This is a genomic window from Nocardia altamirensis NBRC 108246 (genome assembly GCF_001612685.1).
GTDB classification, from domain to species: domain Bacteria; phylum Actinomycetota; class Actinomycetes; order Mycobacteriales; family Mycobacteriaceae; genus Nocardia; species Nocardia altamirensis.
The window spans coordinates 195,442-213,057 of record NZ_BDAY01000011.1 but is presented as its reverse complement, the minus strand read 5'-3'; the positions used below and the strand labels follow the sequence as shown (position 1 = coordinate 213,057).

Annotated in this window: 16 protein-coding genes; 10 read left to right on the top strand and 6 right to left on the bottom strand. The window is 66.0% G+C overall.

Annotated features, from left to right (window positions below):
• The first annotated feature begins 69 nt into the window (after positions 1 to 69).
• Positions 70 to 942 (top strand): hypothetical protein, encoded by an 873-nt coding sequence (locus NA11_RS08320; RefSeq protein ID WP_069161177.1) that lies wholly within the window; start codon positions 70 to 72, stop codon positions 940 to 942.
• Between the two features lie 203 nt (positions 943 to 1,145).
• Here the strand turns inward: NA11_RS08320 and NA11_RS08315 are convergent, their stop codons facing one another.
• Positions 1,146 to 2,144: an Lrp/AsnC family transcriptional regulator gene (locus NA11_RS08315; RefSeq protein ID WP_069161176.1), complete on the bottom strand. Its 999-nt coding sequence runs from the start codon at positions 2,142 to 2,144 to the stop codon at positions 1,146 to 1,148.
• Positions 2,145 to 2,278: 134 nt separating this feature from the next.
• Between NA11_RS08315 and NA11_RS08310 the strand changes: the two genes are divergently transcribed.
• Positions 2,279 to 3,160 carry an NAD(P)H-binding protein gene (locus tag NA11_RS08310; RefSeq protein ID WP_069161175.1) on the top strand — a complete coding sequence of 294 codons (882 nt, stop codon included), beginning with the start codon at positions 2,279 to 2,281 and terminating at the stop codon, positions 3,158 to 3,160.
• Positions 3,161 to 3,303: 143 nt separating this feature from the next.
• Here the strand turns inward: NA11_RS08310 and NA11_RS08305 are convergent, their stop codons facing one another.
• On the bottom strand, positions 3,304 to 3,888 hold the full coding sequence (locus tag NA11_RS08305; RefSeq protein ID WP_069161174.1) for a TetR/AcrR family transcriptional regulator: 585 nt from the start codon (positions 3,886 to 3,888) through the stop codon (positions 3,304 to 3,306).
• A 94-nt stretch (positions 3,889 to 3,982) separates the two neighbouring features.
• Here NA11_RS08305 and NA11_RS08300 point away from each other — a divergent pair, with 94 nt between their 5' ends.
• Positions 3,983 to 4,903, top strand: coding sequence for an alpha/beta hydrolase family protein (locus NA11_RS08300; RefSeq protein WP_069161173.1), 921 nt, complete (start codon positions 3,983 to 3,985; stop codon positions 4,901 to 4,903).
• Positions 4,904 to 5,032: 129 nt separating this feature from the next.
• On the opposite strand, the gene NA11_RS08295 is transcribed toward NA11_RS08300, so the two are convergent.
• Positions 5,033 to 5,884, bottom strand: a complete 852-nt coding sequence (locus NA11_RS08295) for a DUF11 domain-containing protein (protein ID WP_141717474.1) — start codon at positions 5,882 to 5,884, stop codon at positions 5,033 to 5,035.
• Between the two features lie 558 nt (positions 5,885 to 6,442).
• Between NA11_RS08295 and NA11_RS08290 the strand changes: the two genes are divergently transcribed.
• Complete coding sequence (locus NA11_RS08290) at positions 6,443 to 7,393, top strand: coiled-coil domain-containing protein (RefSeq protein ID WP_069161171.1); 951 nt, start codon at positions 6,443 to 6,445, stop codon at positions 7,391 to 7,393.
• Positions 7,394 to 7,524: 131 nt separating this feature from the next.
• Here NA11_RS08290 and NA11_RS08285 read toward each other — a convergent pair whose 3' ends face one another.
• A complete protein-coding gene (locus NA11_RS08285; protein WP_069161170.1) occupies positions 7,525 to 8,418 on the bottom strand; it encodes a LysR family transcriptional regulator in 894 nt (297 codons plus the stop codon).
• A gap of 83 nt (positions 8,419 to 8,501) precedes the next feature.
• Between NA11_RS08285 and NA11_RS08280 the strand changes: the two genes are divergently transcribed.
• Together NA11_RS08280 and NA11_RS08275 are read left to right on the top strand one after the other, a co-directional pair.
• On the top strand, positions 8,502 to 9,371 hold the full coding sequence (locus NA11_RS08280) for an alpha/beta fold hydrolase (protein ID WP_069161169.1): 870 nt from the start codon (positions 8,502 to 8,504) through the stop codon (positions 9,369 to 9,371).
• A 40-nt stretch (positions 9,372 to 9,411) separates the two neighbouring features.
• Positions 9,412 to 9,837 (top strand): PPOX class F420-dependent oxidoreductase, encoded by a 426-nt coding sequence (locus NA11_RS08275; RefSeq protein ID WP_069161228.1) that lies wholly within the window; start codon positions 9,412 to 9,414, stop codon positions 9,835 to 9,837.
• Between the two features lie 39 nt (positions 9,838 to 9,876).
• Here the strand turns inward: NA11_RS08275 and NA11_RS08270 are convergent, their stop codons facing one another.
• Both NA11_RS08270 and NA11_RS08265 read right to left on the bottom strand, forming a co-directional pair.
• Entirely contained in the window at positions 9,877 to 11,559 is a 1,683-nt protein-coding gene (locus NA11_RS08270; RefSeq protein WP_069161168.1) for an SMI1/KNR4 family protein, read from the bottom strand.
• A 152-nt stretch (positions 11,560 to 11,711) separates the two neighbouring features.
• Positions 11,712 to 12,713: a LacI family DNA-binding transcriptional regulator gene (locus tag NA11_RS08265; RefSeq protein ID WP_218023261.1), complete on the bottom strand. Its 1,002-nt coding sequence runs from the start codon at positions 12,711 to 12,713 to the stop codon at positions 11,712 to 11,714.
• A 263-nt stretch (positions 12,714 to 12,976) separates the two neighbouring features.
• On the opposite strand from NA11_RS08265, the gene NA11_RS08260 reads away from it, so the two are divergent.
• The 4 genes from NA11_RS08260 (at position 12,977) to NA11_RS08245 (ending at position 17,534) form a co-directional block, all read left to right on the top strand.
• Complete coding sequence (locus tag NA11_RS08260) at positions 12,977 to 14,548, top strand: sugar ABC transporter ATP-binding protein (RefSeq protein WP_069161166.1); 1,572 nt, start codon at positions 12,977 to 12,979, stop codon at positions 14,546 to 14,548.
• Between the two features lie 44 nt (positions 14,549 to 14,592).
• The gene (locus NA11_RS08255) at positions 14,593 to 15,744 is read left to right on the top strand and encodes an ABC transporter permease (protein ID WP_069161165.1); all 1,152 of its coding nucleotides are present in this window, start codon (positions 14,593 to 14,595) and stop codon (positions 15,742 to 15,744) included.
• Positions 15,745 to 15,810: 66 nt separating this feature from the next.
• Complete coding sequence (locus NA11_RS08250; RefSeq protein ID WP_069161164.1) at positions 15,811 to 16,794, top strand: substrate-binding domain-containing protein; 984 nt, start codon at positions 15,811 to 15,813, stop codon at positions 16,792 to 16,794.
• 101 nt (positions 16,795 to 16,895) lie between these two features.
• Entirely contained in the window at positions 16,896 to 17,534 is a 639-nt protein-coding gene (locus tag NA11_RS08245; RefSeq protein ID WP_069161163.1) for a maltokinase N-terminal cap-like domain-containing protein, read from the top strand.
• Positions 17,535 to 17,616: the final 82 nt, after the last annotated feature.

Below are 17,616 nucleotides of genomic sequence, written 5' to 3'. Positions count from 1 at the left end.
GACGCGGTATGACGGACGGAGCAAGTAGCCCATGGCGCCGGTTCGCCCGGGCGCTGACCGCGAAGATCCATGACATGGCTCAAGGGCTTGCCCTTCCCGTCCGTGACCTGGGTGCAAAAACCGGCAAGGGAACTCGGCGAAAAGAAGACCTCGATGAACACTCCGGAAGGTCGATGTCGTCGAATCGCTTCCAGCACCAGGAGTTTTCCCAAACTGGCCAAGTCCGCCGCCACATTGCGGGAGCAGTACGGATTCCGAGGATCGTTCTCGGTGCGAGATGCGGCGACCTCCGGCTACATCATGGGAGACCTGAGTCGATCAATCAACGGTGTGCACACCAGATTTCGTTTCGTTCACGGGCACGAAAACGATCCACTCGAGACGGTCGAACGTCTGATAATCGACGCCAACGAAGGGAACAAGGTCACCGTCACCTCCTCCTGGTATGGCTCCGTGAGCCACACTCCCGGAGTCCAGGCGCGAGCGCACCTCTTCGAGACCCTTGGTTCTCTCACTCATCCCCGTGGAGAAATGGTCATATCGGTGTCGTCCACCGGCGACCTGGTCGAAGACAACAAGTACTGGCTGGAGAAACTGAGGAATGGTGACGTCGCCGGTCTGCCGATCGAAGCACCCGGAGACACGATCTACGACACCGAGATACCCGGCCTGGCCAACTTCTACCACGTGTTCGACACCGACTTGGACGACAGTATGCAGCGCACACTCACCGACGGGGACCAGCGCTACTGGGTCGAAGGGATACGGTTTCCGGATCCGGAATTCGACAGTGTTCAGGCCGAACAGGAAAACTATCGAAAAGTGGTCGAATTCAACAGGCAGAAGGCGGGGGACCTGTGGACTCCCGCCGATTACGCCCAGCTGCACACCGTGGCAGGCTTCCGGAGCGGAAGCGTGCCAGGCACCGCCGCCGGCGGATAGCCCCGGCCACATCTTGTGCGCGAGCATGACGACCGGATGCCGAACGTTTACGGGGTTCAGGCAGTTCTGTGGTGCGGTCCACGTCCTTCGTCACCATCCGCGACGACTTCCCCAAAACTGATCCGCGCGTGGAGTGGGACCGACTGGCCACCAACTGATTTCGCCGGTTGCCCAGGTTGCTCGGTTCCAGGGTCGACTGAAGTTCACTCGGCTTTGGGTCGCGGGCCGCGGGGGAGTTCGATCGAGATGTGGCCCGCGGCTTTGACCGTGACCAACACTGGTGTGACTTCGAGTGCCGTGATGCCGTCGATACCGCCGAGGCGGGTGGTCAGATAGCGGTGCAAGGCGTCCGGGTCCGGACACATCGCCTGGGCGACGAGATTGCTCGGACCGGTGGTGGCCAAGACGAAGGCCAGTTCCGGATGCCGCGCCAATTCTGCGCCGACTCGATCGAGCAGCCCCGGTGGCACCGACATCCACAGCAGCGCCTGCACGGTGACGCCGAACAGCGCCTCGTCGATCTTGACGTCGAAGAACACTTCCTCGCGTGCGCGCAACTCGGCCAGCCTGCGTCCCACTGTCGCCGCAGACCAACCGGTGGCTGCGGCGAGCTGGGGCAAACCCGCGCGCCCGTCGGCTTGCAGCGCCGCCAGCAAAGCATCGTCGGCAGCCGATACTGCGTGGCCGGACACTGGACCCGCATGAGCGGGCTCGAGTTGTCGTTGCTGATGGTCGGTGAGCGTCGCGGCCTGTCCGCGCCACGGTGTCGGGCCACCGAGGTAGGTGTGCAGCACGTAGTGGGCTGACACGGTGGTCACTCCGGCGGCACGTGGAATCTGTTGCAGCAGTAGTGATTGCGCTTCATCGGTCGGGCGGGCCGTGCGCACGATGAGCAGAATCTCGGTGCCGCCGGACAGCAGTTTGATCCACGACGTGTCCGATCGGCGGGCGAGCGACTGCGCCACCGTGCGGGCCGCCGCGGTGGTCGCGCCCAAGCGCACCAGCCAGCGGGTGTGGTTGTCGTGCTCGAGGTGACTCGATCCCACGACGCGCAGGCCCGCGTCGGTGCGTAGCCGCCGGTAGCGCCGGGCCACCGTCTGATTGGACACGCCGAGAACCTTCGCGATGCGGCTGAACGGCGCCCGCCCGTCGACGTGCAAGGCGTGCACGATGCCGCGATCCAGCTCGTCGATGGTAGTCATTCCTCTCACTATCGCGGCTTTGATGGAAAATTTCGACAAGTTCAGGCGGGCACGTGGAGTTATCGGTCGTCACTGATCGACGCTGATCGCAGTCGCGGGACAGGCCCCGACGTGAACAGCTTCGAAGGACTCTCATGATTCTCGTTACCGGCGCCACCGGCACCGTCGGCCGCGCACTGGTCGACCGACTCGTCGCCGCGAACGTGCCTGTGCGCGCGCTGACGCGCAACTCCGACTGCGGACTTCCCGACGCCGTCGAGGTGGTGGTGGGCGACTTGGGTAATCCGACCGACATCGCCGGCGCGATGCGCGGGGTCGATCGCGTCTTCTTGCTGTCGACTGGCCCGGACATCCCCGTCCACGATGTCAACGTGCTGCACGAGGCCGCGCGCGCCGCAGTCGCGCACGTGGTCAAACTGTCCTCCGGCCGCACCGGCGACGACACCGCCACCGATCCGATCCCCAGCTGGCACCGACTCGGCGAACAAGCACTGCGCGACAGCGGGATCGGATGGACCATCCTCGGTCCACTCGGGTTCATGGCCAACACGCTGCACTGGGCCGCGTCGATCCGCCACCAGGACACCGTGTTTGCCACCTACGGCCACGGCCGCATCGCGGTGATCGACGAACACGACATCGCCGCGGTCGCGGCGGCCGTGCTCACCGGCGACGGTCACGACGGTCAGACCTACCGGCTCAGCGGCCCGGAGGCGTTGACCCCCGGCGAGATGACCGCCACTCTCGCCGAAGTCCTAGGCAGGCCACTGCGGTTCGTCGAAGTAGAGCCGGACGTCGCGCGCCAGACGATCCTGCAGCACGGCCAGTCCGAAGTCATGGCCGACGCCATCATGGCGTTGCGCGCCACCGCACTGGAGTCGTTCACCTCCACCGTGTATCCGACCGTCCAGAACATCACCGGCACTCGACCGAACTCGTTCCGCGAGTGGGCCATCCGGCACAGAGTCGACTTCGAGGATGCGCGCGTGCAGGGGCAACACCTCCCCACCAACTAGCGTTCACACTTCGATCCAGGTGGCGATGATGCCGAAATCATTCGGCCGCAACCCGACTCGGGGATCTACGCAATGGAGGAGGGCTCGGCCGTTGTGCTCGGCCGAGACCCATTCCCCTCACGTCACGTGACGGTCGCTGCAGTTCACTGTGCGCGTAGTCCTGCGACGAGTAGGGCGACGAGTCGGCGGGCGTCGTAGCGGCGATCGGATTCTGCGCCGATGCACAGGTTTCCGATGCCGCGCATGAGCTGGTAGGCGTCGATGTCGGCGCGGATTTCGCCGGAAGCGACTGCGGCGTCGAGGAGTTGGGTGCAGACGGGAACCAGGCGATCGAGGAAGTAGGTGTGCAGGGTTTCGAAACCTGCTTTGTCCGCGTGCATTGCGGAGGGTAGGCCGTGCTTGGTGACCAGGAAGTCCACGAAGAGGTCGACCCATTGTTCGAGGGCGGCATGCGGGGTCGGGCCGGTCGCGAGCAGGGCCGGACCTGCTTCGGCGCAGGCGTCGACCTGGTGGCGGTAGACAGCGATGACGAGGTCGGCGCGGGTGGGGAAGTGGCGGTAGATCGTGCCCATGCCGACGCCTGCTTTGGCGGCGATATCGCGGACCGGTGCCTCCACGCCCGAGGTGACGAAGACGGCTGCGGCCGCATCCAACAGGGTCTGCTGGTTGCGGCGGGCGTCTTTGCGTTTGGGTCCGGCCTCGGCCGGCTGTTCGCTGCTGTCGTTCAACGCGTCGCTCCTTTCGTGGTTGCAAAACGGAACAGTGCTCCGTATCGTTTGTGGAGCAACGTTCCGCTTTGCTCAATCATGCCAGGAGAGTTCCATGTCCGAGTCGAACACCACGCAGCAGGCATCAGTAATATCCGTGCAGCCCGTCGTCCTGTCGGCCCCGGGCCGCGGCACGGATCTGCAGGTTCGCGTATCCGCCCCGGTGACCGGCAGCGACCTGCCCGTCATCGTTTTCTCCCACGGCTACGGCGAGTCCATGAAGGGCTACGCACCACTGGCGGACTTCTGGGCCGCGCACGGATTCGTGGTCATGCAACCCACCCATCTCGACTCCAGGACACTCGCGATTCCGGCCGAAGACCCTCGGACACCGCGCATCTGGCGCTTCCGCATCGAGGACCTCACCCGCGTGCTGGACGAACTCGACCTGCTCGAAGCCGCCGTGCCCGGTCTCAGCGGACGCGTCGACCACGACCGCATCGCCGTAGCAGGCCACTCGTGGGGAGCGCAGACGGCAAGCACCCTGCTCGGCGCACGTGTCCTCGACGCCGACGGCGTACCCGGCGCGGACATGTCCGACCCCCGCGTCAAAGCGGGTGTGCTGCTTGCCCTTACCGGCCTCGGCGATGAGCTCACACCGTTCGCCGCCGAACACTTCCCCTTCCTGCGTCCGTCCTTCGACACCATGACCACCCCGGCCCTCATCGTCGCCGGCGACAACGATCAGTCTCACCTGTCGACCCGTGGACCGGACTGGTTCACCGACCCCTATACCTACAGCCCGGCCGACAAAAGCCTGCTCACCCTCTTCGGTGCCGAGCACTCCCTCGGCGGCATCCCCGGCTACCAGGTCACCGAGACGACCGACGAAAGTCCCGCCCGCGTCGCGCTGATCCAGCAGCTCTCCACGGCGTTCCTCCGTACCGCTCTCGCCATCGACGAGACCAGTTGGAAGACAGCCACTCACGCACTGGAGAACGACCCCGACCCGCTGGGTTCCGTGCAGCACAAGTAGTCCCAGCGACGACGTCGACCGGATCGCTCCGCTGTGCTGCGGCACCCATGCCGCTGCACACAAATGCGCGGCCGGTGCGGCTGAAGAGCCGCACCGACCGCGTCATCCGAGGTAGGTGTCAGTCGAGCATCACGGCTTCGGCGCGCAATTGGCCGGCGGCACGAATCCCTGGTTGGCCACGTTGTTTCCGAGCAGGACGGTCACCTTCGCGTCGACGGCCGCCTGACCGGGAGCCGTGATCTTGACCGTGAAGGATTCGGTCTTTTCCTGCGCGGTCGCGGTGCACAGCGCGGTCCAGGCGATCTTCTGGCCGTTGTCGATGATCGAGAACCCGACGTAGCCCTTCTTGGGCTCCGCGCTGGTCACCTGCACGATCTTGGGGGTGACGCCGGCGGGGGCGTCGACCAGATCGGAGATGGGGGTCTCGGCCCGTCCGAAGGTGTTCACCGAGGCCCGGTCCTCCTTGGCGGTGAGCTTGGCGCCGCCCTGCCCTGCACCGGTTGTCGTGGTGGAGAGCGTATTGGATGCCGCGGTCGTGTCGAACGCCCCGTTCGGTGCGAAGCCCTTGACCACTGCCGCACTGGAAATGGCGGTGTTCGCGGGTGTCTGGCCGTCGACCATGACGGTGAGGGTGGCGGATCCGCTCTTGGCCTTGGTGATCTCGCCGAGGTTGAAGACGACCTTCTGGGTGCCCTGTCGTGTTCCGCCGGACTGGTAGACGGTGCTACTCGGAATGGTCATTTCGGCAACGACATCGGTGAACGAGTCGTTGCCGCTGGTGCTGATCGTGAGCGTGCACGCGACTTCGTCGCCGGGGAAGAGGCTGCCGGGAGTCTGCACGTCGCGGCACTCGTACTTCGATGTCGGGCCTGGCACGGCGTAGGCCGGAGCCGCGCCGATCTGCAGTGCGCCGACGGCGAGCGCACACGCCGAAGCGAACATCACGGCACGTTTCAGTGTGGGCTTGGGGGCAGTGGTCATGGTCGTCTCACCTTCCTGGTGGGGTCGATCGGTGCGCGCTGACTGCGATTCGGATCCACCCATGTTTTTGTCTCGGCACCGATGGTCGGCGGTGTGACTGGGCATCCACCAACGAACCACTAACGGCCGCCGAGCTGCGGAATGGTACGCGCGTACCAGCGTCCCTAGTTTTCAACGACTTTCGTTGATGTTTCGTTGCGTTGGTCGTGACCAAACGTAAACGAAATAACGGCGACGGATTTCGCGAGAGCGGGGGAGCCTGACCACCGATAATGTTCACTTATCGGGGGTCAGAACCTGCGGTCAGGTCAACGGGTTGTCCTGCGACACGCGGCATTTCGTTTCGTATGAATACGTCAATAGTGACGAAACCAACGCTACGATTCTCCGGTGTCCACCGTTTGCAACTACCCCGGCTGCGCCCGCCCCATCACCCGCGCAGGAGGCCCCGGCCGCCCGTCCGAATACTGTGACCACCCCGATCACACGCGATGGCGCGCCTGGCGGGAACGTCAACGGCAACAACAGGAGTCGGAGGTACCCTCCGCTGTCGTCACTGTGACGCAGCAAGGCCCGGTCACCGCAGCCAGGCTGCGTGCCGACGAGCTGCTCACCCAATTCCGTGGACTCGCCGACCAACTGGGCAACACCCTCAACGCCGCGGTCGCGGAACTGTCCACACTCGGCGACCCGTCTGTCGCCGAGGCGCAGGTCCAGGCGGTCCAAGCCGATGCCGCCCGGCGGATCGCGGAAGCCGAAATGGCCACCGTCGCCGCGGAACAGGCGCGGCGTGAAGCCGAAGACGCCCGGGCGCTGGCCGAGGCCGCCGCCGACGACGCGGCCGGTGCCGCCGAACGGGCGGAAGCATCGGTCGCCGACGCGAACAGCACCCGCGAGGACGCGCTCCGCGAAGTCGAACGCGCCACCCGGCAAGCCGCCGACGATGTGTTCGCCGCACGCAGTGAGGCCGAGGCCGAGGTCCGCACCGTCCGTCGCGAATGCGCCGATGAGATCGAGCGCATCCGGCAGGACGCCGCCGAACAGATCGAGCGCGCCGAACGCCGCGCCGCAACGGATATCGCCAACGCCCACCGCGAATCATCGGCTCAGGTGGCCGCCGCCAACGCCGAACGCGACCTCGCCGTCCAGCGGGCCGCCGACGCCGACCGCGCGACCGAACGCGCCGAGCAAGCGGCGATGGAACGCATCGAAGCGGCCAACGAGGCGCGCGAAGAATGGCGCAGGGTCCGCGTCGAACTCGATACCGCCCGCACCGAACTCGCCGAAATCCGCCGCACCGCCGCCGCCGACATTGCCGCCGTCCGCGCCGAAGCAGCCGCAACCATCGACAAGGCCCGCACCGAAGCAGCCCACCGCATCGAAGCGCTCGACGAAGCCCGCACCCAAACCCGCACCCGCGCAGAACGAGCCGAAGCCCAACTCGACGAACTCCTCGCCGAAACCCGCCGCCAACCCACCGCAAAACTCGGAACCCGCGCGGGGACGTGATAATTGGCGCCTTTCGTCGACATTCGCATCGAGTGGGAACTGGTGGCGGAGGCTTCTCGGGCGATGCCGCCACCAGTTCCCAGTAATCAATCGACCAACTCCGGAAGGGTGAAGCCGGAAGCGCGCGGATGTCACATCTGGCTGGCGAGTTCTGCTGCGGATTCGGTAGCGATGTCGATGGCTTGGGTTACGAGGAGTGATCGGGTGCTGTCGGCTGGCCAGTGCAGGTAGATCTCGCGGGTAGGGGAAGGTCGCAGGGGGTGGATGCTGAGCCGGTCATCGGACCAAGCGTCGGCGCCGTGGAGGGCGAGCCACGGCAGCACCGCCGAGCCGATGCCCGCCCGCACCATCGAGAGGATGGTCTCGTGGCCGGTGGTTCGGAACACGATCTGAGGACGTGCGCCGTCGCTGGCAAGCGTTCGCTCCAACCATCTTTGGTGATAGGTGGGCGGCCAGGCGACCATCGGGGCACCGTCGAGGAGCGGCACCGGTACCGGACCATCGGGAAAGGCGCCGACACCGGCGACCAACAGGTAGTGCTCGTCGAGCAACTTGACGTGCTCGACGTCGCCATCGATCCGGCCGTCGTAGAACAACAGGTCGAGACCCCCGATCTGGGGGTCGCCCGAGGCCACCTCGGAGAGTCGGATGTCGCAGCCGGGGTGCTCGTCCATCAATCGGCGCAGGACTCCCGGCAGGATCAAGTTGGTCACGCCTTGGAACGTGCCGATGTCGATCCGGCCGTTACCCGCATTGAAGCGGTCGACGGCGTCGGTCATGGCCTTCGCCTTTGTCAGCAGCTCGCGGCCGTGTGCCAGGACCACCTCGCCGAGGTGGGTGATCCGAACAGGTTTCGGACCTCCGGGCCGGTCGAAAACGGCGCCACCGACGGCTTTCTCGAGGGCGGCGATCTGCTGGCTCACCGACGATTGCGTGTAGCCGAGCCGAAGTGCCGCCCGTCCGAACGTTCCTTCCTCGGCGATGGCGGTCATGGTCCTGAGGTGGCGCAGTTCGATGTCGACCATAAGAACAAACATAAGCGATAGCGATTGACTTCATCGCTAATGATCGCTTTTCTTGATCGGTAGTCGCTTCTAGGCTCATCGACATGACGATCAACGGCACACAACGAGACACCGAAATCCTGCACCTCGACGGCGTCGAGCTCGCCATCGAGCGACGCGGCCCCGAAGGTGCACCGGTGGCACTGCTCATCGCCGGCGGCGGCCAGTCGATGGACTGGTGGACACCCGAGTTCGCCGACCTCCTCGGCGCCGGTGAGCTCCAGGTGATTCGGTACGACCACCGCGATACCGGTCGTTCGAGCACCTCACCGACCGGACAGCCCAACTACACCGGCGATGACCTGGTGACCGATCCACTGCGCATTCTCGACGCCTTGGGTATCGAGAAGGCACACCTGATCGGGATGTCGATGGGCGGCGGTATCGCGCAAACACTCGCGGTGCGCGCCCCCGAGCGCGTGCGCACGCTGACCCTGGTGGAGACCAGCCCGTCCGGCGGCGATCATGGCGCGCTGCCGGGGCCGAGTCCCGAAGTCGCCAAAAGCTTTATGGAGCCCGAACCCGAACCCGACTGGTCTGACGAGAACGCGGTCATCGACTATCGGGTCGACCTCGAACGGCCCTACGCCGCCCCGCACCAGTTCGACGAGGTACGGGTCAGGGCGCTGGCAACGCTCGAAGTGCGTCGCACTCGCAACATGGCGTCGTCGATAACGAATCACTTTGTCGCCCGGCCGAGTAGCTCGGTGGACCCGGCCGAGATTCGGGTGCCGACGCTGGTCCTGCACAGCGTCGACGACCCGATGTTTCCCTTCCCACACGGGGAGGCGCTCGCCCGAATGATCCCGGGGGCTCGGCTTGTACGTGTGCAAGGAATGGGACACGAGATCCCACCGCCGGCCGTATGGGACGTCGTCATCCCGGAGCTGCACAGGCACCTCTTGCATTCCTGACCGGAACACAGCACGAATCGAAACGAACGGAAACATGCTCATGGCAACAACAATGACCGACACCGAATGGCGAACCTTCGTCGGCGCGGGAACAAAACTCGCCCACGTAGGCCTCACTCGCCCCGACGGACGACCGCACGTCACCCCGATCTGCTTCATCCTCGACGGTGACGAACTCGCCTTCGCCCTCTCGCCGGGGAGCGTCAAGGGCCAGAGTCTGGCTCGCGATCAGCGCATCGCACTCTGCGTCAGCGACGAACGGCAACCATACGGCTTCGTCACCATCGAAGGGGAGGCCCAACTCTCTGCCGAACCCGACGAGCTCAGACACATCGCCATGGGCATCGCCGACCGCTATTACCCCGCTCAGCCTCGACAGGCGATCGCTGAATCGTTTGTGCAGGAAGGTTTCACCGCTGTTCGGATCAGCATCACGAAGGTCATCGCCCGATCCGGCCTCGGCTGACACCGCCCCGCGTCGGGGTTCCGGTGAGTAACTGGGCTGCTATTCGCCGGACTCCTGCTTGCGGTGCATTTCGAGCAGCAAGTCCCAGGGAGCATCCGCCATGAGGTCGGATATCTGCGTTTCCATGGAGTGGGGCTCGGGCTGCACCCGGACTCGAATCTCGGCGAGCTTGCCGCGGATAACAGGCAGCTCGGCGCCACGGCCGAAGGTGTCGGCCCAAGCCGCTTCGTCAGCGAATGAGGCGTCCCCTGCCAACTCCGCCGCGGCCAGATTCGGTGGTACGGCGTCGAGTTCGCGCAGCCGACGCCACTGCTGAAGGTTCGCCACCAGGACGCGGAGATCCGCCAGCTCGCCGACGATCTCCGGATCGGTGACATCGATGTCGGAGATGTCCAGTCGCTGCAGGTTTTTCAGCGAAGCCAACGGCGCGATACGCACCGGATGCTCTGCTCCGGCCAGGTACACATCCCACAGCACGGGGTGACCCGACAGCGGCTCCAGGTCGATGTGCGGGGCGGTCACCCATAGTGCTTCGAGAGGGATATCGTGCGGCACTGCGAGATTCAATGATCGAATGCCGTCGAGCCGCAGCGTGCGCAGTGCAGGCAGCACCGCGATCTCGGCGGCGTCGAACGAGTCACGGTGGCGGAGGCGGAGATCCTGCACGGTGAACTTGTCGGACAGATCTTCGATCAGCTCGGCCGGGTTCTGCAGCCGACTAGTGCCTATGGGTTGTGCTGCGTTGTACAGACTGTCGAGGTTCTCCTCCGCCCGCTGCGCTTCGATCGACATCCGGAGTACATCAGTCACGGAATCGGCCCAGCGGGTGACCGTATGCATCTCGAGGTCGGTCCGAATCAGCTGCCCACGGCGACCGTCCGGTCCTGGATCCAGGTCGACCGCGTCTGCGTTGCGGTCGCTGGTGCCGATGAAGACCCACTGTGCGTTGCCCGAGACGCGTCGGATCGTGCCGTGCGGCCAGCCTTCCAGCACCACCCGATCGAGAGCGAACAGCGAGTCGTCTCCCACGGATCGGCTGTCCGCCACCATCCCCATCATCGTCGGATTGTCGGACAGATGGCTCGCGGCGACGTCGCTGAGCGGCGACAGGCGGGTGATGCCGAGCACCCCACGGTCGGAGAGATCGTAGCCGACCAGGCGGTACAGTGCCCGCAGGTCTTCCGGCAGTCGCTGGCCGATCCGCGCCTCTGCTGCGGCGATATCGGCCTCGGTCATGCCTGCGGCCAGCTCGGGTGCCCGTGATCGGGCCGCGGTGTACGCATCGACGTACTCGCGGACGAGCTGGCGCACCGTAGCAAGGACCGCAGGGTCGGTGGGCCGGTCGTCGGGCACCGTGTCAGTCGTCGCGGTCGGCTGCTGACGACCCGGATAGCGATAGTCGGTGTCGAGGACCAGCTTTCGCGCTGCGTCCCAAAACGGCTCGCTGGAGCCGTGGATGCACCGGTACTGGAACTCGTAGCTGTCTCCGGCCAGCCGAAGCTGCATCTCTACTAGTCCATCCATCCCGACGCCGAGTTCGGAGCGCACCGCATGAGCCAGTTCGCGTCTGCCTGTCACGTGGGCTTGGTCCGCGCCGACCACATAGAACGGAGCACACCCATTGCCCCACCGGCTGTGTTTCATGCGCAATGTCCCGCCGGTCGCTCCGGTCTCCGCGAACTCTCGCGCGAAGTGTTCGACCTGTTCCGCCAATCCCGTCATGTCCGCGACCCTATTTGACGCGCAAACCGAATTCCCGACGTTGGGAAGCGAGACGCGGGGCTCAGGCGCACTCTAAAGGGTTGCGGCGCTGCGGTTGTGGCCGCCGGCGTGACCCGCGGACCTTTGTCACTACCCGCCGCACTGAAGTCGGCTCAAGCGACGACGATGCGCTGGGTGCTTTCCCGGATGCGCAGCTGGGCGGGTAGGACGACGGATTGGGCGGGGAACACGTCACCGGCGACCCGGCGGAGGACGAGTTCCGTAGCGCGGCGGCCGATCTCATAACTGGGCTGTTCCACCAGGGTGATCGGTGGCGCGAATCCCGCCCAGCTCATTTCGTCGAATCCGGCAAGCAGGATGTCGGCGGGGAAGGCGATACCGGCATCGGCGAGGGCGTGCAGTGCGCCGACCATCATCAGGTTGTTGCCGACGAACAGGCCGTCGGGGCGGTCGGGCAACGCCAGGACCGACCGCACGGCTGCCCGCCCGCCTTCGACTCGGTAGTCGCCGCAGATCTCCAGTGCCGGTTCGGGTTCGATACCGGCCCCGCGGAGCGCGGCGCGATAGCCGCTGAGCCTGCCGGTCGCCGTCGAGGCGTCGGTCGGTCCGGTGATCATCGCGATACGTCGGCAGCCTGCGGCGATGAGATGGTCGACCGCGGCCTTGGCCGCCTGCCGATTGTTCACCAGCACGGAATCGACCTGGGCGGACCGTAGCCGCCGGTCGATGACGACCACCGGAATACCACGGTCGGTGAGCGTGCCGATCCGGCTGTGCGCGGTGGAGGAAGGAGCCAGGATGACACCGGCCATCCGCTCGCCCGCGGCGACCTCCAGGTAGCGCTGTTCCTTGTCGAGGTTCTCGTCTGAGTTGGCCAGCACCACGGAGTAATCGCGTTCGCTCGCAGCATCTTCGACGCCGCGGGCGAGCGCGGTGAAGAACGGGTTCTGGATGTCGGCGATGATCAGCCCGATGACCCTGGTCGCCCGGGTGCGCAGGGATCTGGCCTGGCTGTTCGGCCGATAGCCCAGTTTGTCGACGGCACTCTGCACTCGTTCGCGCAGTGCGTGGGCGACGCGCGGGTCGGCGTTGAGCACCCGCGAAACCGTGGCCGGTGAGACCTCGGCCAGTGCCGCGACGTCGCGAATCGTCACCGTCGCCATCTGCGGCGTAACCGCCCTTCGCTGCCGCGCCGGAGGTGCCGTTCGCCAGATTCCCGGTGCGAATCGCGCGCTTACGGCAGCCGACAAACCCTGGCGCGCAAGGGCCTTGACGGCTCGATCCATCGAATTCTACGGTATCAGAAATCGATTTCTGAGACCGATGTCACACTGGATGCAGTCACCGTTCGCGGCGACGCCCACCGGTAGACGAGGGGGAGGAGTCAGATGGCACGCATCGGGCTACGCGGAATCCCATGACCGGCACCGACGCTCGCGCGCCGCTGCTCGCGATGAGCGGCATCGTGAAGGAATTCCCCGGCGTGAAGGCGCTGCGGGGTGTGCAACTCACCTTGTACGGCGGCGAAGTGGTTGCGCTGCTCGGCGAGAACGGCGCGGGCAAATCGACCTTGATGAACATCCTCGCCGGCGTCTTCGCCCCGGACGCGGGCAGCATCGAAATCGACGGCAGCCCTGTGCATTTGCGCTCGCCGAAGGACGCGACCCGGCACGGCATCGCGATGATCCACCAGGAGCTGAACCTGGTGCCGGAGCTGTCGATCGCCGACAACATCTTCCTCGGCCAGGAACGGCGCACGATCCGAGGCACGCTCGACCGCAAGGCCATGGACGCGCGCACCGCGGAGTTGCTGGCCAGGGTCGGTCTGGAGTTGACGCCGCGCAGGCTGGTCCGGCAGTGCAAGCTGGCCGAGCAGCAGCTGATCGAGGTCGCCAAGGCACTCAATCACGACCTGCGGATCCTCGTGATGGACGAGCCGACCTCCGCGCTCGCCGAGGCGGAAGTGGAGCGGCTGTTCACCGTCATCCGCAACCTGACCGCGCATGATGTTGGCGTTGTCTATATTTCGCACCGGCTGGAGGAGCTGGCGGAGATCGCCGACACGGTCACGGTGCTGCGCGACGGCGTCTATGTCGGAGAGCGGCCGATGCGGGGGACGCACCGGGCCGAGCTCATTCAGCTGATGGTCGGTCGTCCGCTCGGCGAGCTGTTCCCGCGCAGCGCCGAACTGCATCGGGGCGGATCGGCGCGGTTGACCGTGCGGCACTTGACCACCGTGCCCGCGGCGGGCAGCGATGCCGTACCGCTGCACGACCTTTCGTTCGAGGTGGCGGCGGGGGAGATCGTCGGCCTGGCCGGGTTGATGGGCGCGGGCCGCAGCGAGGTGCTCGAGGCCATCTACGGCGCGGCCACCGGTGTCAGCGGGACGATCACGCTCGCGGGCCGCCGGTATCGGCCGCACACGCCGCGTCGCGCCATCGCGCGTGGTCTCGCGTTCGTCGCCGAAGATCGCAAGGCGCAGAGCCTGATCCTGGCCAACAGCGTGCGCTTCAACGCGTCGCTGGCGGCGTTGCACCGGTACCTGCGTCCGTGGCGAACGGTGGATGCGAAGCGCGAGCGGGCTGCGGTCGCGGCGAAGGTCACCGAACTGAAGGTCAAGGCGTCGTCGCTGGCGACCGTGGTCGGCACGCTGTCCGGTGGCAACCAGCAGAAGGTGGTGCTGGCGAAATGCCTGCTCACCCAACCGTCGGTGCTGCTCATGGACGAGCCGACCCGCGGCATCGATGTCGGTGCGAAGGCCGAAGTGCATGCACTGATGAACGAACTCGCCGGCGACGGCGCGGCCATCCTCGCGGTGTCCTCCGAACTGCTGGAGTTGATCGGGATGTGTGATCGCATTCTTGTGCTCTGCGAGGGCCGTCTCACCGGGGAGTTCCGCCGAAATCCGCCGCCAGCAGCACCATTCGACCAAGAAGCGATCCTGGCCGCCGCCATGGCCAGGGCGCCCGCCGTGCGCACCCCGAGCTGATCGCACCGAGCAGACCGTCCCGCCGACGACCACCAGGACCAGGAATGACGGACCAACTCCCCAACGGAGCCCCGCACGACGACAAGCGTTCCTTCGTATCCTGGCTGTGGTCACGGCTCACCAGGCTGACGCCGTATCTCGGTGCGACCCAAGGATATATCGGTCTGCTGCTGGTCATTCTCATCGGCGTCAGCACCAAGGGGCAGTACTTCTGGAATCAGACCAACATCACCAACGCGATCACCGCGTTCTCCTCGCGCGGCATTCTCGCGGTCGGCATCACCCTGGTGATCATCACTGCGGGCATCGACCTGTCGGTGGGTTCGATCATGGGCATCGGTTCGATGGCCGCCGCCATGCTGCTGGTCGATCACAGCCTCAGCCCGTGGATGATCGTCCCGCTCTGTGCGTTGATCGGCGCGTTCTTCGGCCTGTGCAACGGTCTCGGCACCACCGTGTTGCGGATCCAGTCGTTCGTCATGACGTTGGCGATGTTGTCGATAGTCCGCGGCATCGATAGACAGATCTCCGACAACGTGTCCGTCGGCACGGCCGTCTATGACGAAAATGGGAAGCTGACACCGACTTCCGCGGAGTTCGCGCTGTTGGGCACGCCGGGCCACAACCTATTCGAGGGGACCTGGCTGCCGCTGTTCGGCAGAGCCGGTATTCCGTACCCGGTGCTCGCCCTCGTTGCCGTCTGCATCATTGCTCAGCTCGTCCTTTCCAAGACCACGTTCGGCCGCCACATCTACGCGGTCGGCGGAAACCCCACCGCCGCACGGCTTTCCGGCGTCAACGTGACGCTGGTCGTGGTCGCGGTGTTCACCCTGTCCGGGCTGCTCGCCGGATTCGCCGGGCCGATCGACGCCGCCTACCGCGCATCCGGTGATCCGCTGGCAGGCGCGGGCTACGAGCTGGACGCCATCGCCGCCGCGGTGATCGGCGGCGCCAGCCTGGCCGGCGGAAAGGGCACCATCACCGGCACTTTCGTCGGCGCGCTCATCCTGACCCTGCTCGACAACGTGCTCGGCTTGAACGCCGTCAGCGACAACGCTCAGCTGGTCATCAAAGGCCTGATCGTGGTGGTCGCGGTGGTGTTGCAGCGGCCGGGTTTCTTCCGCAGTCTCAGCGCGCCGGCGACCCGATGGTTGGCCAAGCGGAAGGGAGGTCGCCCGCAAGAAAGCGGCACCTGAGGTGCCGCGCCCGAGCGCGACCGCCGGGCCGTGCTCGAACCCACCATGTTGTTCCAGGAGTGAAACATGCCGTCCCTTCGTCGCTTTGCTCTCACGGCCGCAGCGCTGTGCACGACGGCAGTGGCCGCCGCGGGCTGCGCGTCCGACGCGCCGAGTCCCTCCGATGGCGGGCAGTTCGTCATCGGCTATTCGCAATCCAACAATGCCGAGCCCTACCGGGCCCAGCTCAATCTGCAGCTGCAGTACTTCATGAAGCAGCACTCCGATGTCAAACTGCTGCCCATCACCGACGCGCACCAGGACAGCGCGACGCAGGTCAGCCAGGTGCAGGCGTTCATTCAGCAGAAGGTGAACGCGCTCATCGTTTCCCCCAACGAACCGGCGCCGCTCACCGCAGCGGTGCAGCAGGCGTGTGACGCGAAGATCCCGGTCATCATCCTCGACCGCAGCGTCAACACCGAGTGCTACGACTCGTTCATCGGCGGCGACAACTACGTCATCGGCAAGCTCGCCGGGGAAGCGGCGGTTCAGGCGCTGCCCAACGGCGGCAACGTCGTCGAACTGCGCGGCATTCTGTCCTCGCAGCCGCAGATCGACCGCGACAAAGGCTTCCGGGACGCGATCGCAGGCAAGAACATCACCATCATCGAGGACCAGGAAGCCAAGTGGCTCAAGGCCAATGCCACCACGGTGATGCAGCAGTGGCTGTCCAAGGGCGACAAGATCGACCTGGTCTACGCGCACAACGACGACATGGCGCTCGGCGCTCAGCTCGCCATTCAGGGTGCAGGCAAGGCCGGGGCGATTCAGATCATCGGCGTCGACGGGCTCGCGATTCCGTCCGGTGGTATCCGTGCCGTGCAGAACGGCCAGCTGCTGACGACGTTCGTGTACCCGACCGGTGCCGAGCAGGCGGTGGACACGCTGGTGAAGCTGCTGCGCAAGCAACCGGTGGACAAGAAGCAGGTGCTGTCGACCACCCGGGTCACGCCGGAGAACGCCGCGCAGATCTACCAGCAGTACGACATGTCCGGCAAGGTGGGCGGCTGAATCTGCGGGCTCAGCTCGCCAACTAGGCTCGGGCTGGATGCCGACGGGCGGCGTCCGGCGGCACCGGCTCGGGCGGGTCGGGTACGGGCGAGGAGGCACCGATGGCAGTGATTCACCAGACCACCATTGTTCCCAGCAAGGACGAGCTGCTGACGGCCTGGTTGCCGACGCGGGCGTGGTACCAGGGTGCCGGGCAGCCGGTGGTGCGGCGGGTCGGCGGGTTTCGTCTCGATGATCCGGAAGGCGAGGTCGGCATCGAATTCATTGTCGTGCAGGACACTTCGGGGGAGCAGCCGGTGACCTATCAGGTCCCGTTCGCCTATCGCGGGGCGGCACTGGCGGGGGCCGAGGAGGCGTTGGTCGGCACCGCGATGCACGGTGTGCTCGGGAAGCGCTGGTTCTATGACGGCACTCGTGATCCGGTGGTGGTGGCGCAGATTCTTGCGCTGCTCGCCGGAAAGGTACAGCCGCAGGCACAGCACGACAGCGGCGCGGTGGACCAGTCGGTGGCGGTCGCCGCCGACGAGATCGTGGGCGGCGCAGCCGAATCGGCGTCGGCGACGGACGGGCCGACCAGCACCGACATCACGGTCGGTGACCGGCTCGTTCGGGTCGAGCGGATCCTGCGCGCAGGCTCGGCTCCGGCGCGGACCGGTCACGTGACGGCCCCGTGGCGGTTGCCCGACGGTGGCACGGCCCGCGGCGTGTTCCTGACCATCGGCGAGATCTCGGCGGGGTAGTTCCGCGCAGGCGCTGACCACGAGGCGCTCGGTCTGCCACCATGGTCTGGTCGGAGGGAACGGCGCACGAACGGTGCGGTGG

Coding starts and splice junctions, on each gene's coding strand:
- NA11_RS08320 (WP_069161177.1), top strand. CDS start 70: ATGACATGGCTCAAGGGCTTGCCCTTCCCGTCCGTGACCTGGGTGCAA.
- NA11_RS08250 (WP_069161164.1), top strand. CDS start 15,811: ATGCCGTCCCTTCGTCGCTTTGCTCTCACGGCCGCAGCGCTGTGCACG.
- NA11_RS08255 (WP_069161165.1), top strand. CDS start 14,593: ATGACGGACCAACTCCCCAACGGAGCCCCGCACGACGACAAGCGTTCC.
- NA11_RS08245 (WP_069161163.1), top strand. CDS start 16,896: ATGGCAGTGATTCACCAGACCACCATTGTTCCCAGCAAGGACGAGCTG.
- NA11_RS08300 (WP_069161173.1), top strand. CDS start 3,983: ATGTCCGAGTCGAACACCACGCAGCAGGCATCAGTAATATCCGTGCAG.
- NA11_RS08275 (WP_069161228.1), top strand. CDS start 9,412: ATGGCAACAACAATGACCGACACCGAATGGCGAACCTTCGTCGGCGCG.
- NA11_RS08295 (WP_141717474.1), bottom strand. CDS start 5,884: ATGACCACTGCCCCCAAGCCCACACTGAAACGTGCCGTGATGTTCGCT.
- NA11_RS08260 (WP_069161166.1), top strand. CDS start 12,977: ATGACCGGCACCGACGCTCGCGCGCCGCTGCTCGCGATGAGCGGCATC.
- NA11_RS08285 (WP_069161170.1), bottom strand. CDS start 8,418: ATGGTCGACATCGAACTGCGCCACCTCAGGACCATGACCGCCATCGCC.
- NA11_RS08315 (WP_069161176.1), bottom strand. CDS start 2,144: ATGACTACCATCGACGAGCTGGATCGCGGCATCGTGCACGCCTTGCAC.
- NA11_RS08270 (WP_069161168.1), bottom strand. CDS start 11,559: ATGACGGGATTGGCGGAACAGGTCGAACACTTCGCGCGAGAGTTCGCG.
- NA11_RS08310 (WP_069161175.1), top strand. CDS start 2,279: ATGATTCTCGTTACCGGCGCCACCGGCACCGTCGGCCGCGCACTGGTC.
- NA11_RS08280 (WP_069161169.1), top strand. CDS start 8,502: ATGACGATCAACGGCACACAACGAGACACCGAAATCCTGCACCTCGAC.